Origin of the sequence: Aurantimonas manganoxydans SI85-9A1 (assembly GCF_000153465.1) — a bacterium.
Taxonomy (GTDB): domain Bacteria; phylum Pseudomonadota; class Alphaproteobacteria; order Rhizobiales; family Rhizobiaceae; genus Aurantimonas; species Aurantimonas manganoxydans.
Genome location: NZ_CH672387.1, coordinates 1,533,434 through 1,549,101, shown reverse-complemented (window position 1 = coordinate 1,549,101; position 15,668 = coordinate 1,533,434). Strand labels below are relative to the sequence as shown.

17 protein-coding genes are annotated in these 15,668 nt (G+C 61.2%); 7 read left to right on the top strand and 10 right to left on the bottom strand.

Annotated elements, in window-relative coordinates:
• Positions 1-12 precede the first annotated feature (12 nt).
• The 6 genes from SI859A1_RS07335 (at position 13) to SI859A1_RS22265 (ending at position 4,964) form a co-directional block, all read left to right on the top strand.
• Positions 13-1,296 carry an ATP-grasp domain-containing protein gene (locus tag SI859A1_RS07335; protein ID WP_050767680.1) on the top strand — a complete coding sequence of 428 codons (1,284 nt, stop codon included), beginning with the start codon at positions 13-15 and terminating at the stop codon, positions 1,294-1,296.
• 31 nt (positions 1,297-1,327) lie between these two features.
• Positions 1,328-1,714: a DUF302 domain-containing protein gene (locus tag SI859A1_RS07330; protein WP_009209186.1), complete on the top strand. Its 387-nt coding sequence runs from the start codon at positions 1,328-1,330 to the stop codon at positions 1,712-1,714.
• Positions 1,714-2,235, top strand: coding sequence for a hypothetical protein (locus SI859A1_RS07325; protein WP_024351538.1), 522 nt, complete (start codon positions 1,714-1,716; stop codon positions 2,233-2,235). Before SI859A1_RS07330 ends, SI859A1_RS07325 begins: the two co-directional genes overlap by 1 nt.
• Before the next feature lie 196 nt (positions 2,236-2,431).
• Complete coding sequence (locus SI859A1_RS07320; RefSeq protein ID WP_024351539.1) at positions 2,432-3,739, top strand: APC family permease; 1,308 nt, start codon at positions 2,432-2,434, stop codon at positions 3,737-3,739.
• A gap of 199 nt (positions 3,740-3,938) precedes the next feature.
• A complete protein-coding gene (locus tag SI859A1_RS07315) occupies positions 3,939-4,709 on the top strand; it encodes a MauE/DoxX family redox-associated membrane protein (RefSeq protein WP_009209183.1) in 771 nt (256 codons plus the stop codon).
• A 132-nt stretch (positions 4,710-4,841) separates the two neighbouring features.
• Positions 4,842-4,964: a hypothetical protein gene (locus tag SI859A1_RS22265; RefSeq protein WP_255341181.1), complete on the top strand. Its 123-nt coding sequence runs from the start codon at positions 4,842-4,844 to the stop codon at positions 4,962-4,964.
• A gap of 11 nt (positions 4,965-4,975) precedes the next feature.
• Here the strand turns inward: SI859A1_RS22265 and SI859A1_RS07310 are convergent, their stop codons facing one another.
• The 9 genes from SI859A1_RS07310 to SI859A1_RS07275 form a co-directional block, all read right to left on the bottom strand.
• Positions 4,976-5,389 carry a c-type cytochrome gene (locus tag SI859A1_RS07310; RefSeq protein ID WP_009209182.1) on the bottom strand — a complete coding sequence of 138 codons (414 nt, stop codon included), beginning with the start codon at positions 5,387-5,389 and terminating at the stop codon, positions 4,976-4,978.
• A gap of 10 nt (positions 5,390-5,399) precedes the next feature.
• Positions 5,400-6,116 (bottom strand): multicopper oxidase domain-containing protein, encoded by a 717-nt coding sequence (locus tag SI859A1_RS07305; protein WP_009209181.1) that lies wholly within the window; start codon positions 6,114-6,116, stop codon positions 5,400-5,402.
• An 88-nt stretch (positions 6,117-6,204) separates the two neighbouring features.
• Complete coding sequence (locus tag SI859A1_RS07300; protein WP_009209180.1) at positions 6,205-7,515, bottom strand: adenylate/guanylate cyclase domain-containing protein; 1,311 nt, start codon at positions 7,513-7,515, stop codon at positions 6,205-6,207.
• A 63-nt stretch (positions 7,516-7,578) separates the two neighbouring features.
• On the bottom strand, positions 7,579-8,028 hold the full coding sequence (locus SI859A1_RS07295; RefSeq protein WP_009209179.1) for a DUF305 domain-containing protein: 450 nt from the start codon (positions 8,026-8,028) through the stop codon (positions 7,579-7,581).
• Positions 8,029-8,103: 75 nt separating this feature from the next.
• The gene (locus tag SI859A1_RS07290; RefSeq protein ID WP_024352283.1) at positions 8,104-8,385 is read right to left on the bottom strand and encodes a copper-binding protein; all 282 of its coding nucleotides are present in this window, start codon (positions 8,383-8,385) and stop codon (positions 8,104-8,106) included.
• Positions 8,386-8,471: 86 nt separating this feature from the next.
• Positions 8,472-8,861 carry a hypothetical protein gene (locus SI859A1_RS21380; RefSeq protein ID WP_009209178.1) on the bottom strand — a complete coding sequence of 130 codons (390 nt, stop codon included), beginning with the start codon at positions 8,859-8,861 and terminating at the stop codon, positions 8,472-8,474.
• A 31-nt stretch (positions 8,862-8,892) separates the two neighbouring features.
• On the bottom strand, positions 8,893-9,381 hold the full coding sequence (locus SI859A1_RS07285) for a cupredoxin domain-containing protein (RefSeq protein WP_009209177.1): 489 nt from the start codon (positions 9,379-9,381) through the stop codon (positions 8,893-8,895).
• 45 nt (positions 9,382-9,426) lie between these two features.
• Positions 9,427-10,818, bottom strand: a complete 1,392-nt coding sequence (locus tag SI859A1_RS07280; RefSeq protein WP_009209176.1) for a multicopper oxidase family protein — start codon at positions 10,816-10,818, stop codon at positions 9,427-9,429.
• Positions 10,819-10,835: 17 nt separating this feature from the next.
• Positions 10,836-12,290, bottom strand: coding sequence for a TolC family protein (locus SI859A1_RS07275; protein ID WP_009209175.1), 1,455 nt, complete (start codon positions 12,288-12,290; stop codon positions 10,836-10,838).
• Positions 12,291-13,540: 1,250 nt separating this feature from the next.
• On the opposite strand from SI859A1_RS07275, the gene SI859A1_RS07270 reads away from it, so the two are divergent.
• Entirely contained in the window at positions 13,541-14,224 is a 684-nt protein-coding gene (locus SI859A1_RS07270; protein ID WP_035695289.1) for a hypothetical protein, read from the top strand.
• 44 nt (positions 14,225-14,268) lie between these two features.
• Here SI859A1_RS07270 and SI859A1_RS07265 read toward each other — a convergent pair whose 3' ends face one another.
• A complete protein-coding gene (locus SI859A1_RS07265) occupies positions 14,269-15,615 on the bottom strand; it encodes a dihydrolipoyl dehydrogenase family protein (RefSeq protein WP_009209172.1) in 1,347 nt (448 codons plus the stop codon).
• Positions 15,616-15,668 lie beyond the last annotated feature (53 nt).

Sequence of the window (15,668 nt, the reverse complement as noted above, 5' to 3'; positions counted from 1 at the left end):
GTGTGGCGAGCAATGAGCAATTCAAACTTGACGTCCTCTGATCCGACGCGTGTCCTCTCGGATCGGCTCAACCAGAACTGCTTCTGCGTCACGCTCGACCGTCGATCGCTGTGCGAGGCACTAGAGCAAGAAGCTGGCGATCCGGAATTCTGCGAAAGGTTCATCCGCCCTAAGGCTCACTTGTTCTCGAACGTGCCGGTATTCCTTTCTGCCAGCCAGGTAGCCGAGATGCAGAAGGTGGTCGCAGCTATCGAGCAGACGGCCCGGCTCACAGCGTACAAGGCCGCGGTTTTCTCTTGGGCCCCCAAAATCTCGCGGGAGGATCACGGCCCGGCTGGCGCCCTGATGGGCTACGACTTCCATCTTGGTGAAGACGGCCCCCGACTTATCGAGATTAATACCAACGCCGGTGGGGCATTCCTCAACGCTCTTCTTGCAAGAGCGCAGCGCACTTGCTGTGCGGAAATGGACCTACCAATTAAGCCGCACGCCTTTGAGGATGCGGCGTTTCGCATGTTCCAAAACGAATGGATGCGCCAGCGGGGAAACGGTGCAATACGTCGGATTGCTATCGTCGACGACAGGCCGGAGGAACAGTATCTTTATCCTGAGTTCGTGCTGGCGAGGCAAGCCTTGGCCGCTCGCGGCGTGGACGCAGTCATCGCGGACGCCAGCCAGCTTCGCGTTGAGGCCGGTCGGCTCAGCCTCGAGGGAAAGCCGATCGACCTTGTTTACAACCGGGTCACCGATTTTGCGTTCGATCGGCCAGAACACAAAGCGTTACGAGACGCCTACCGAGACGGCGCCGTGGTCGTCACGCCGAATTCCTACAACCACGCGCTGCTCGCCGACAAACGGAACCTTTCGATCCTCTCAGATCCGGCATTGATCGAGTCCTGGGGCTTGGAACCGAAACTTCTGGCGCAGCTCCGCTCTGTTCCGCGCACTGTCCTTGTCACTCCCGAAAATGCCGAGGACCTTTGGAAGTCGCGGAAGGCCCTGTTTTTCAAGTCGACGGGCGGACACGGTGGAAAGGCAGTGTATCGCGGCGACAAGGTGACGAAAGGCGTCTGGGCAGAGATCAAGGGGGGTGGCTACGTTGCCCAGACCCTGGTCAGGCCGAGCGAGCGCATGATCAGGATCGATGACGCATTCCAGCCGCGCAAGATGGACATCAGGCTCTATACCTATGATGGACAGGTGCTTCTGGTTGCTGCGCGCCTCTATCAAGGACAAACCACGAATTTCAGAACACCTGGAGGCGGGTTTGCTCCAGTATTTGTGGTTCGATCATGACGGCATTTCGGGAAGATCAAAGGAACTGAGGATGACCTATACAATTAATCGAACGATTGCTGGCTGGGGTATCGATGACATTGCCGCCCGAACGCGCAAGGCGTTAGCGAACCATGGCTTCGGCATACTGACCGAAATTGACGTCAAGGCGACGATGAAGAAAAAGCTCGATGTCGAGATGTCGGCGTATCGCATCCTCGGCGCCTGTAATCCGAAGATGGCGCATCAGGCGATCGGAATCGAGCCACGGGTAGGCGCGATGCTGCCCTGCAATGTCATCCTGCGCGAAGTCGAGGGCGGCGTGGAAATCAGTGCGATCGACCCGGTGGCGTCTATGCAGGCGATCGAAAACGCCGAACTGACAGCCGTGGCGGGTGAGGTGCGGGACCTTCTGGCGAAAGCCGTCGACGCGATTTGATGGGATATACCAATGAGACGAACGCGCGCGCCTTTTCCGAAGACCGCGCACGCCCTGCTGGCCTGTGGGAGGCGCCCGAACTTCCCGTCGCCTACTTCTCGTTCGTCCTGCATTTCGTCTGGGAGTTCGTTCAGGTTCCGACCTATACCGGCATGGCCGAGATGCCTCACTGGGAGGCGATCAAGCTTTGCATGTCGGCAACTTTTGGCGATGTCGGGTTCGCGCTGACTGCATTTTGGGCTGCCTGTCTGGCGGCACGTAGCCGTGACTGGCTCCTTCGGCCAACCCGCTTTCCGGCCGGACTCTTTGTCGCTGTCGGTATCGTCCTGACCGTAGGGTTCGAGTACTACTATACCAACATCAGCTTACGCTGGTCCTATTCGGAACTGATGCCGCTCGTACCGCCGTTAGGCACTGGTCTGAGTCCGCTCCTCCAATGGGTCGTCGTTCCGCTGCTCGTGATCTGGCTGACCCGCCGCCATCTCCTCGGCGCGCAGGCCATACGCGAGGCCAATGCATGAAGGGTCGACTGCCCAATGCCCGCTGCGGTCTCTGGCCACGGCCGCAGTGGCCGGAAGTTTCAGCGAGTTTTGCCGGTGCGGTCTTCGACGGTGAGAAAATCAGCGACGGCAGACATTGGGCACTTCTCGCATAGGGCTCGTAAGGGATTGCGGCTTTTCCAGAGGGCAACGCGACCAAAGCCTGAAAGAGGAATTGATGACGAGCGAATACCAGAAGAACAGCATCACCCTGTCGGGGGCTGTGGCCATGGGCACCGGTGTGATGATTGGGGCCGGTATCTTTGCGCTGACGGGCCAGATTGCCGAACTCGCCGGTCCGCTCTTCCCGCTCTCGTTCGTTGTCGGTGCGATCGTGACCGCGTTCAGCGCCTACACTTACATCAAGATGTCGAATGCGTTTCCGTCTGCGGGCGGCGTCGCCATGATCCTGAAGAAAGCTTACGGGCCGACGACGGTCGCGGCAGGCGCCTCTCTGCTGATGGCGCTGTCAATGGTTATCAGCGAAAGTCTTGTCGCGCGCACCTTCGGCACATATTCCCTTCAGGCCTTCGGAGGCGATCCGGATAGTGTTCTCGTGCCGATCCTCGGCGTAGGGCTGATTGTATTCGCCTTTCTTCTGAATGCCTCGGGCACGCGGTCGGTTGGGATGTTCTCCATCGTCATGGCGGTGCTCAAGGTGGGCGGGATCGCGCTGTTCGGAGTTGCGGGACTCTGGGCGAGCGGCATCACCTTCGAGGCCACCGGCGGCGAGATGGGCGCGGGCGGTTTCATCGCCTCGGTCGCGCTGTCGATACTCGCCTTTAAGGGCTTCACTACCATCACGAACAGCGGCGCCGAGATCACCGACCCGCATCGCAATGTTGGCCGGGCCATCGTCTGGTCGATCGCGATCTGCATCGTCGTCTATCTCCTGGTCGCCTTTGCGGTCAGCTCCAGCCTTTCGCTCGACCGCATCGTGGCAGCAAAGGACTACGCGCTGGCCGAAGCTGCCCAGCCCGCCCTTGGTCAGACCGGCTTCTACCTGACCGCGGCACTCGCGTTGATCGCGACAGCATCGGGTCTGATCGCGAGCGTTTTCGCGGTCTCGCGGATGCTGGCGATGCTGACCAACATGAAAATGATCCCGCACAGTCATTTCGGAATGTCGGGCACAATCAAGGACCACACGCTCATCTACACAGTCGTGATCGCTGGCTTTCTCACAGTATTCTTCGACCTCAGCCGGATCGCCTCGCTTGGCGCCTTCTTTTACCTGGTGATGGACATCATCATTCACTGGGGCGTGTTCCGGCACTTACGCCAAGAGATCGGCGCGCATGGCTGGATGCTGCTGACGGCCATCGCGCTCGATGCCGGGGTACTGGCTGCATTCACCGGGATGAAGTGGCAGTCAGATCCGATGATCGTCGTGATCGGCATTGTCGGCATGGCATTGGTGTTCCTATTTGTGGGAATTTTCTTGGCACGAGGCCAAGTTAGCAGAGGCGGCCACGAGCATAGTTGAAAACGGCTCAGCCATTAACTCCTTCTGCTGTCTTTTCTCAACCCGACCATTCTATACTCATCGGACAGTTGTTGGAGACCGATACTCATATCAGTTCTGGGTTGACCGTCCCAGCTACAGGACCCCTCATTCGATCCAGAGAGCAACGGTTTGCGACGAGCGTGATTGTCGTTGCGCTCCCCATAGACAGGAGGTTCTCATGAGTGCGGTACTGCCATCATCCCCAGAAAAGAAGGCCGTCCTCTACCGGATGGTCATGGAGGAGCATGTCTGTCCCTACGGGCTGAAGTCGAAGGACCTTCTCGAGCGCGAAGGGTTCGCGGTCGACGACAACTGGCTGACGACCCGCGACGAGACCGACGCCTTCAAGGCAAAGCATGGCGTCGAGACGACGCCGCAGACCTTCATCGGCGGCGATCGCGTCGGCGGCTACACCGATCTGCGCGAACATTTCGGCAAGTCGGTCCAGTCTAAGGACGAGACCACCTACCAGCCGGTGATCGCCATCTTCTCGGTTGCCTTCCTGATGGCGCTGGCGGTCTCCTTTGCCGCCTATGAGACGATCTTCACCGTGCGGGCGATCGAGTGGTTCTTCGCCATCTCCATGTGCCTGCTCGGCATTCAGAAGCTGCAGGACGTCGAGAGCTTCTCGACCATGTTCCTGAACTACGACCTTCTGGCGAAGCGATGGGTGCGCTACGGCAAGATCTACCCGTTCGGCGAGACGCTGGCCGGCGTGCTGATGATTGCCGGCACCCTCACCTGGCTGTCGGCGCCGATCGCGCTGGTCATCGGGACGATCGGCGCCGTGTCGGTCTTCTATGCGGTCTATGTGCAGAAGCGCGAACTCAAATGCGCCTGCGTCGGCGGCGGCTCGAACGTGCCGCTGGGCTTCGTGTCGCTGACCGAGAACCTTGTCATGATCGGCATGGGTCTGTGGATGCCCCTTCGCATGATCGGGGGAGGCTGAAGCCTCCTCGTTCCAACCATGTGCCAACACTGCGGACCGGGATCGGGGACGCTCCTCGTCTTCGACAAGAACTCCGCCGTTGGCTTTCAAGACTACCCGACGGAAAAGCCACCTTCAGCAGGGAGAACAACGATGATGGGCGAACACTCTGGCGATATGGGATGGATGCCTTTTGGCATGGGACTCTGGGGCATTTTCGTCCTTGTAGTCTTCGTGCTGGTGATCGCGGCGCTGGTGAAATACCTGCGACGGTGATCGTGGCGGGTTCAGAAGATGCCGTTGGCCTTCTGGACCTCGCGAATATAGGCGACGATGTCGACGACTTGGCGCTCACTCACGCCCTCAACCGGCGGCATGTTTCCGAAGCCCCAGTGGTGGGCACGGGCGCCTTGCGTCGCCGCGATCAGGAATGCCTGATCGCCATGGTGGCTCGGCTCGTAGATCCGATGGATCAGCGGCGGCCCCTGTTCGGTGCCGCCGGCGTTATCCCCGTGGCAGGCAGCACAGTTCGCGGCGAAGAGTTCCTGTCCACGCTCCGCCCGGACGGAGAGCTGTGGGACTGTCACGGCCACGATATGCTCGTCGGATGCCGGTCCTCCGGACGGGGTCCACCAGAGAAGGAACGCGCCGATTGCGAGCGCGCCGGCGATGGCTGAGATGGTCGCTTTCGATGCCGTCATCGGCGTCTCCTCATGTCACTTCGAACCAGGTCATCATTCCGCCGGCGGCATGCTCCAGCATGTGGCAATGGCGCACCCGGACCCACTCGTTCGGCCGGACCGCGATCTTTGAGCCCAGGCGTCCATTAACCGTCGGCGTGTTGCCGATGCGGCCGCCATGTGCCCACTCCATCATCTGGCCGAAGCCGTCTGCGATGGAGCCGTCCTGGACGAGACGCCAGTCGTCGAGGACCAGAACGAGGTCGCGGTCGGCACCCCGCCACGGCTCAGGCTCGTCGACGATCAGCGCCCCGTGAAGCCCGCGGGCATTCTGCTCCCAGGATCGATTGTGGGAGTGGTACCAGTAGGTCCCCGGATCCGGCGCGACGAAATCGTAGGAGAATTGCTCACCGGGCGCGATCGCCGCCTGCGTGAGGCCAGGCACGCCATCCATCGCGTTGTCGATCCGGATGCCGTGCCAGTGCACGCTGGTCGGCTGATCGAGGCCGTTCTCGACATCGACGGCCAGACGTTCGCCTGCACGCACCCGCACCACCGGCCCTGGCGCGGTACCGTTGAATGCCCAGACAGGCGTGGGGCCTGCGAATGTCTCGGGCACGATCTGCGCCTGGCCTACGGCAGCGACGAGAAGGTGCTGTGTGGCGGCGGATGCCCTCGATATTCCAGTCGTTGCAAGCATCGCGCTCGATCCGAGCAGGAAGCTCCGGCGACTGATCGAACATGTCATCGTGCTGGCCCTCCCCAGCCGCAGAAGCCTTCATCGCGCGCCGGTGCGACCGTCTGGCTCGGATTGATTGCCGCAGCGGCGGCAGATGTCATGAAACCTTTCCCCTGCCCGCCATTTCAGGCACTGCGGGACGTGCTCGACTAGATGGAAGGTAGACGACATCCGACATTCCAGTCCGACCAGGGATCCTTGCACGGGACTTCACGGTCCAGCGTTCGTCCAACCGGTGCTCATGCAACCGCTCGGCCATGGCTCGCGACATCACGATATCCGCGTCGAGGCTTCGACACATCGCCTGAAGCCGGCTCGCAAGGTTTACGGCGTCGCCGAGTACAGTGCATTCGTTATGAGCCCCGGCGGCGATCACGCCTCCGATGACGCTCCCGTGATGCAGACCTATACCAAAAGACAGCGCAGCTTCACCGGAGCCGACACGTCGGTCACTCCACGCGTCAAGCTGCTGAATCAACTGCTGGGAACAGTCGAATGCATTCGCGGTGTCCTGCTGGCTGGATGCGGGAAAGCCAAATACGACCATGACCCCATCGCCGATGAACTTGTCGATGGTGCCACCGTATTCAGAGACCATCGCGACGACGCGGTACCTGAAGTCCGATAGCAGTGATGCGACCTCCTCAAGGGGCATCTTCTCTGCGAGGCTGGTGAACCCGCGGATATCCAGGAACATGACGGCCGCCTCGTGGCGTCCCAGGCCAACGCCCAACCCTTTCGAAGCGAGGAGTTCGGCTGTCCCTGGAGAAAAGAAGCGAGCGAGGTTGGCACGTTCACTCGACTTCGACAGAGTTGATCTCACCAAGCGTTTGATGTCCACGACCAGCATGATCTGGATGGCCGCAACAGCGGCGAATGCCAGAAGCCGAACACTCGCCGCCTGAAGATCTTCCTGCGCGAGGCCCAATCGGTAGGGGTCAGCGAAGAGTGACATCGCCCCAGTTACGATGGACCCGAGCGACACGATCGCTGCGAAGAAGAGGACGGGTCCGACACGCATTCGCATGCTGGCATGCGCCAGGAGGACGAACGCGATGGCGAGACTTGGCGTGGCCAGCGCATCGGAGACCGAGATTCCCGGGATGAACATGTGCTCTGCCGCGAGGTAGACGACAAGCACCGCGTCGATGAACACGTAAACCCAGTTGAAACTCGCTCGGAACGCGCCTGTCGCGACGAGAAGCACTGCGGTGAAGGACGTGCCGGTGTAAGCGGCGAGCAGTATCAGATGGATCCCATGGCTTTCGATGTCCGGTTCCAAAGCCACCGAAATCGCAAAGACCGCCAATGCGAAGAACCGCCAGATGACGGTCCGCATCTCATTGCGGGATTCCACCCGGATGATCGTCCGATCAAGTTCCTCCCCTGCAAAGTCAACTACTGCCATCGGTGTGAATTGCGCTCCGCCGCAAACGATTCCCGTTTTCGATCTTGAAGGTCACTCAGCGAATCAGTCCTGGCCCTCGAGATCGGCAATCAGAGCCTTCATCTCGCCGATCTCCCGGCGCTGCGCCTCGATGATCTCGTCGGCGAGCTTGCGGACGCGCGGATCGGAGATGTTGGCACGCTCGCTGGTCAGTATGGCGATCGAATGATGCGGGATCATCGCCTTCATCCAGGCGACGTCCGCGATCGTGTCCTGGCTGCGCACGAGATAGAGCGAGCCGGCGAAGGCGATGATTGCAGCGGCGAAGATCGCGACATTGGCCGTTCGGTTTCGGTACATGCCGAGCATGAAGGCAAGCATGATGACGGCCATTGTCGCCCCCATGACGATCGCCATCCATGCCCGGGTTTCGCTGAAGAGGATGTGATCGAGGCTGTAGGTGTTCAGATACATCAGTCCGAACATCACGATGGTGGAGGTCGCGATCATCGCGCCGAAGGTCGAGTATTTCATGAGGCGGGTCTCTGGATGGTGGGACTTGGGACGTGGTCCCGCTGGGCGGTTGGCGCCGCCCGGCGGGAATGTTGCTTATTTCATCTCAACGACGGTCAACTTGCCGCGAACTCGTTCCGCAACGAACTCGATCGCCTGACCTTCCTTTGCCGTTTCCAGCATCGCGGGATCGGCGACGACGAACACCATCGTCATTGCCGGCATGTCGAGATTGACCAGTTCCTCATGCCTGATCGTCAGCTTCTTGGCCTTGGCGTCGACCTTCTGCACGGTTCCTTTGGTGAATTCAGCGGCTATCGAAGGACTCGCCACAGAGAACGAAAGGAACGCGAATGTCGCGATTTTGGTCAATTTCATCGTATTTTTCCTTCATAAGATTTGATTTGTTTGGTCGCGAGTGTCGCTAGCCAGACGCTCTTCCATCTGGCCAACGATAACCAGCATTACAGCAGGCCATACTCGGATCCGGGAACGAGGAAGTTCCAGCCGAGAGGGGTCGGGGCAGTTGCCTTCCCGGTCGCGAAACTCCCAGACTGCACCTGATCTCTTCTGGTCTCCTCCAGCTTCTCAATCCCATATTCAGAGCCGGGAATGATGTTGTGGTTGCTTACGCCTGCATCTGGAACGCTGTAGCCGAACGTCTGAGGCGGATGACTAAATATGGTATGATCCACCGAATTTGCCGGGATATGCCCTCCTCCTTTCGCTATCGCAAGGCGTTCGGCAGTCTCATGACTTTCGATTCCAGCTTCCGATCCGGGCACTAGCCCGCCGGCGAAGGCAGATGAGGTGATCAGCGTGCTCGCAATAGCCGCGATGATAATCTTTTTCATTTGTTACATTCCTCGTATTCAGTGTTTGAGATTACTTGGCGGCCACGTCTAGCGGACCGTGCATGCCGGATTCGTAGTGGCCGGGGATCAGACAGGCGAACTCGAAGCTGCCGTCATTCGTGAAGGTCCAGGCGATCTGGCCACTCTCGCCGGGCTCCAGACGCACGGAGTTCGGATCGGCGTGCTCCATCTCCGGGAACTTCTCCATGAGCGCCTTGTGCTCCTGGATCGCCTCCTGCCCGTCCATGACGAACTCGTGCTCAAGCTCGCCATCGTTGCGGATGTCGAGAAGCACGGTCTCGCCCCGCTTGACCGCGATCGATGATGGCTCGAACAGCATCTCGCCGTCGTCGGTCTCCAGCATCCGCACGGCGATGGTCCGCTCCGCTTGCGCGGGCTCCGCCGGCTTGCCGAGCATCATCTCGTCGTGGTGCCCGCCCGAATGGCTCCCGGCCGCCAAGGCGGCGGCAGGAGCCAGTGGCAACATGGCGGCGAGCAGCAGCGTCGTAAGTTTGCGCATGAATGGTCCTCTTTGGTTGTGGTTGATGTCCCTTGCGTCCCGGCCTCAATGGCCGGAATGATCGCCGCCGGCCGGCATGACGCGTCTGGCGGATGGCGTGTGGGGTAGTGCGGCACCGTCGGCGCTGCCTGCCGGCGCGACAGGCGCTTCAGGGAGCGATCCGGTCCATTCGTAGGCCACCGTTCCGGCGGGAAATTCGTAATCGCCCGGATCGGCGTAATCGTCGGCCGCAAGCCCGTCCCGAACCTTCATCACGGTGAACATGCCGCCCATCTCGAGGGCGCCGAACTGCCCCCAGCCGGCCATCATCGGGATCGTGTTGTCTGGCAACGGCATCGCCATCTCGGCCATTTCGGCCATCCCGGTTTCGCCCATCGGCATGTAGTCCGGTTGGATCTGGCGTATCTTCGCCGCAATCCTGGCCTTGTCGGCATTCATCGGCGTCGGGATATCGTGTCCCATCGCGTTCATCGTGTGGTGCGACTTGTGGCAGTGCAGGGCCCAGTCGCCCGGATAGACCGCGTCGAACTCGTAGGCCCGCATTGCCCCCACGGGAATGTCGATCGAGACCTCCGGCCAGCGTGCCTCGGGCCTCACCCATCCTCCGTCCGTGCAGGTCACCTCGAAGTCGTAACCGTGCATGTGGATCGGATGATTGGTCATCGTTAGGTTTCCGACCCGCACCCGCACCCGGTCGCCGGTGGCCGCGACGAGAGGTGCGACATCCGGGAAAACCCGGGCATTGATCGCCCACAGATTGAAATCGGTCATCTCCATGACCTTCGGCAAATACGCACCGGGATCGATGTCGTAGGCCGACAGCATGAAAACGAAGTCGCGATCGACCGGCATGAAGGTTGGATCCTTCGGATGGATGATGAACATGCCCATCATCCCCATGGCCATCTGGACCATCTCGTCGCCATGCGGATGGTACATGAAGGTCCCGCTCTTCACGGCGTCGAACTCGTAGACGAACGTCTTGCCCGGCGGGATTCCCGGCTGGGTCAGTCCGGTCACGCCGTCCATGCCGCAGGGCAGGATCACGCCGTGCCAGTGAACGGTCGTGTGCTCCCTCAATCTGTTCGATACGAAGATCCGCACCCGGTCGCCTTCGACGCATTCGATGGTCGGTCCCGGCGCCTGGCCGTTGTAGCCCCACAGATAGGCGGTCATGCCCTCGCCCATCTCCCGCTCCACCGGTTCGGCAACGAGGTGGAACTCCTTGACGCCGTTGTTCATGCGAAAGGGCAGCGACCAGCCGTTCAGCGTGACCACGGGATTGTAGTCCGGCCCGGCCGTCGGCATCACCGGCGGCTGCGTGGCCGCCGTTTCCATGATCGGCGCTTCCGGAAGCCCCATGGCCGACGTCTTCGACCAGGCAGCGACACCTGCAAGAGCCGCTCCGGCCCCGATGAATTGTCGTCTCGAAACCATCGTTCGGATCCTTTCGATCAATCGTCGCCGGAGGCGGACGCCATCTCGGCGTCACCAGCGGCTTCGGGCGCATCTTCGCCACCGCCGTAGACGGCCGCGGTGAGAGCGGCGTCGGCGAGGTGGAATTCGCGCTTTGCGTTGAGGGAGAGCAGGATCGCGTCGAGCTTCGCCCGCGTATCGGCGAGGAGATCGAAGGTGCTCGTGATCATCCCGTTGTAGGTGAGAAGAGCTTCCTTCTCGACCGTCGTCCGCAATGGCACGACGCGAGAACGGTAGTGTCGGGCGATCTCGCTGCGGCCGCGATAGGCCTTGTAGGCAGCGCGTGCCTGCGACCGGATATCGACGGCTTTGGCTGCCAACTGGTTGGCGGCCTTCAGGTACTGGAATTCCGCCTTTCGAAGCCGGGCCTGCCCGCTGTCGAAGATCGGGATTTCGAGCCCAACTTCGATGACACCCGAAACAACGTTATTCGTTTCTTCAGTTCCGTCCTCCTGCTCTTCGACTTCCTTCTCCACTTCCAGGCCGGCAGCCAGTTCCAGGTCCGACACGTATCGCGTGGCCTCGGTCAGGCCGTAGGACCGCGCCAGCGCCTCGAGTTCGAGACGCGCGACCTGAAGGTCGACCCGGTTGCGAAGAGCCTCCGCCTCGATCGCCTTGAAGGCCTTCAGCTTGCCGGGCAGTGCGGGCAATGCGTTCGGAACCTCGAAATCGAGATTCTTCCCCCATACGCCCATCACCCGGAAGAGCTTTTCCTTCGCCAGTTGCGCGGCCAATCGCGCTTCGGCTGTCCGCCCGGTCAGCTCGGCATAGAAGGCCTGTTCGCGGGCCTGCTCGACCTTCGGCATCGCTCCGGTCCGGCCCAGTTCGCTGGCCAGTTCCGCGGCAGCGTCCGCGGCGACCTTCGCACGGTTCAGATAGGCGACCGTCTCCCAGGCCGCGACAGCCTCGATCCAAGCCTCACGCGTTCTGGCCGCAAGCGCCAGCGTTGCATCGACGGCCCGCAATTGCGCTTGGAGGACCCGGACCTCGGCGACGTCGAGGCGCCGTTCCCGGGTCATCATCCGGATGATGTTGGCGGCGATCAGCCCCTCGATCGTCCGTCCGACGCCAATCCCGCTGTAGGAGAGCGAAAGCCTCGGATTGACGGCGAGCCCTTCCTGCCAGAGTTCGGCAACCGACAATCCGACCTCTGCATAGTCCGCCTGCAACGCCTTGTTGCTGAGAAGGGCGACCTGCACGGCCGCGTCGGCGCCGATATATTTTGCCGCGAGCAGGTTCCGGACCCGCTCGTTGGCCGCCGCAGCCTGCGCCTGATCCTGGACCCAGACCGTCTGCTTTCCCAGACGGCGTCCGGCGTCTGCCGACACGACACTGAAGCCGAGATCCGGCTCGAATGTCTCCGAAGCCGCGACGCAGCCGGACATGATCAGCGGCAGGAGAAGGACGCTGCTCACCTTGAACAGCGGCCTCATAGTGCCGGCTCCCGGCCGGCAACGGGCGCCATATCTACGCCCGTACCGCGAAAGCCTGCCGGCTCGCGGACAATGCGATGGGTATAGGCACCGACGACGGAAGCTTGGCCAAGTGTTCCGCCGGGAATGCTCGGGTCCTCAGGCGACGGGAATACGGTTGTTTCGGGCAGACCCCGAGCAGCGTCCGCACAGCCCGCCAGAAGCAGGCCGGGCAGGATGCCGGCAATGATGGAGAATCTCATTGTTGAACCTGAACGCCATACCGTTCGCCGCGAGATGCGCCTCGCGGAACCGGTCATGGAGGAAGAGGATCAGGCTTCGCCGTGGGCGAATTCCTGACGTCCACGCTTCTTGCGACCAAGGAATGGCCGGAAGACGCAATAAGGCTGAGAAAAGCCCTGGACGATCAGATTCGAGGAGGACGCTCGGTGGTGGGTCCGGACTGTCCGGTCAGATCCGCCGAGAGGAGCGGGTAGGACAGACTGCGGCTGACCGGCACGGCGTCGGTCGGCCCGACGGCCTGCGGGACGGCCGTAACGCAGTGCGTCGCACAGTCACTTCCGCCGACAGCCTTGTGGTCATGAGCCTTGGACGGAGCATGGTCGCCATCGCGCACATGCTCCCTCATCCCACTGACATCCAATTGAGCGGACATCGACAAGGCAGGAGGCTGCGTGGACATTGTGGGGATATCCGCCCCAACCGATCCGACTGACGCAAACAGCATGCTCAGCACAACCGCAAAAGCGGTCAGCAGCCGAGCTGGCATCCAAGCATGGGATCGGTGCAACGTCATTGAGGTATCGATATCATGATCTCAGAGAGACGTCCATACTCGAGTCCGGTATCCTGGTTTGATGCGACGTACCCGGAAGGCATGGCGGCAATGAAATCGGAAAATTTTTCCGATGGGCGCACCGTCCACTCAAGAAAGGCGTCACCTTGCTCTTGGATGCAAACGGATCAGCGTTCTCGCTCGTCACGCTACCCTCGAGCTGCCGGCCAAGACACTTCGGGATGCGCGAGCGCGCGGCGGAGATGCCAAAGGAAGCGGGCCTTCTCAATCTCATCCCCAGAATACGGACCGGAAAACTCAAGAAAGTCGTCCTCTCACGCTCCGCTTCCTAGACGCCACCCTACTTAGGCCTTAGTCAGCCACTAGGGGTTTGCTCCTCACCCATATTTTCACAGCAAGTCGTGAATGCTCAGGCCGGAGTGGCTGAACAACGACGCGTTTGGGATCGACCGACATGGCAAAGTTTCTTGCGAAATTCACTGCGATCGCAATCTTGATCGCGGCCTTTGCCGGTTGCTCATCAACTTCTTCGAATTCGAACATGACGGTCGGTGCTCCTGCCACGAGCTTCGCCGGGACCGATCAGCAGGTTCGGTTCACACCCTGGTCGGGGCAAAGCGCCGTTGGCCAGTTGGCGAAGCCCTATTTCATCTCTTTCCGTGCCCGTAATGCTGAAAGCTACGGCCATTCGTTCGTCGCCTTCGGCGAACTCGATTCGCGCGGTAACGTCCCCTACGACAATGGGGGAGTCCTCATCTCGAACATGACCGAGATCGCCGGTCTTCACCCCGCAGGCGGCAACGCTGTCTATACCATGGGCCATATCGCCCCGGTCCCATCCGAGACCGGCTTCTCGGACGGCGACACCGAGATTAGATATCTTCAGAACGAGATGACCATTGCACTCACACCGGAAGAGTATCAGCGTATCCTTGGCCGGATCCGGCAGCTTCAGGGCAACAGCCCGCTCTGGCACGCCGTCGCCTATAACTGCTCGACTTTCACGAACAAGATCGCTGACTTTATGGGCATGGAAACGGTCAACCACTTGCTCTTCCCGCGTAATTACATTGCGGCGCTGAAGGACGCCAATTCCGGCGTCGAGACGCTTAGCGGGAGTGTTGATACCTTAGGGTGAACTTTCCCGCCGGATAGGCCGCGACAGCCCCGCCCCCTCGACGTCTATAGCATGGATCCAATATCGGACGCCCCGCTGGGATAGGCGAACATGGTCGACTTGAGCTTCTCGGCCGTGATCCCGTGGCGGATCGCAAGTGCGAAGATATTGATGACCTCATCGGCATGCGGACCGACCAAGTGCGCCCCGAGGACGAGGTCGGTCTCTTTGTCCACCAGCACCTTGAAGCCGTAGATCTTCTCCGCCGCCTGACGCGCCGTGAACCACCCCTCAGCGCGGGCGCTCTTCATCCCGAACTTCATGCCCTTATCCCGCGCTTCGGCCTCGGTGAGCCCCACAGCGGCGATCGGCGGAATCGTGAAGGCGACGCTCGGCACGCCGTCGTAGTTTGGCCTCTGCTTGTTGCCTTCGAGCAGATTGGCGGCAGCGACCTTGGCGTCATGGCTCGAAACAGGGGTGAGCGGCGGTCCCATCTGAGCGGCGTCGCCGGCGGCGTAGACCGTCGGATTGGATACGCTTTGAAGGTGCGCGTTCAGGACGAGCCGCCCGTTCTCGTGCTTGATCCCGGCGGCGGCGAGATCGAGGTCGGTGAGAGCCGGCTTGCGCCCGGCGGCGTGCACGACGAGATCGGCCTCTACGGTCAGTTCGCCGTCAAGGTCCATCGCCGAAACTCGATAGCCTTCTCCGGATTTCTCGATCGCGGTCACCTCTGCATCTGTCCGAACGTCGATGCCAAGGTCGCGAAACTTGTCCATCAGCCAGCCGACGAGGTCCGGATCGAAGTGCTTCAGCATGCGCTCGCCATGCTGGAAGATCGTCACCTTGGCGCCGGCGCGGGCGGCGATGTGGGAGAACTCCGCAGCGATGTAGCCGCCGCCGACGAGCACGATCCGCTTGGGCAGCCTCTCGAGCTCCAGAAAACCCTCGTTGTCGATGAGGTGCTCCTCGCCCGGGATTCCGAGCCGCAGCGGCTCCGCACCGGCAGCGATCAGGACGTGTCGCGCTTCGACCGGCGTGCCTCCGATGTCGAGCGTGTTCGGTCCGGTAAACCGCGCCCGTCCGTGAAAGGTGTCGATGCCCTTCTCTTCGTAACGCTGCTCGTGCTTGTCCGGAATCGGAACGGTGAAGCTGCGCTTGAAGGCGAGGAGACCTGGCCACTCGAGATGGGTATCTCCTTCCACGCCATGGCCCTGCATGCGCCAGGCGTGGTCGGCCGCATCGGTGCCGCCGATCATCATCTTCTTGGGGTCGCAGCCTCTCAAGGCACAGGTGCCGCCGAAGGAGCGGAAATCCGCCACCGCCACGCTCCACCCCGCCGCGCGCACACGCATCGCGGCAACCATCGCTGCCGTCCCGGTGCCGATAATCAGAAGATCGTAGCTGATAGCCATGGTTCATTCCTTTCCTTGAAGTTGGCGGACGCGCCGCCGCGAGGCTGTCCAGC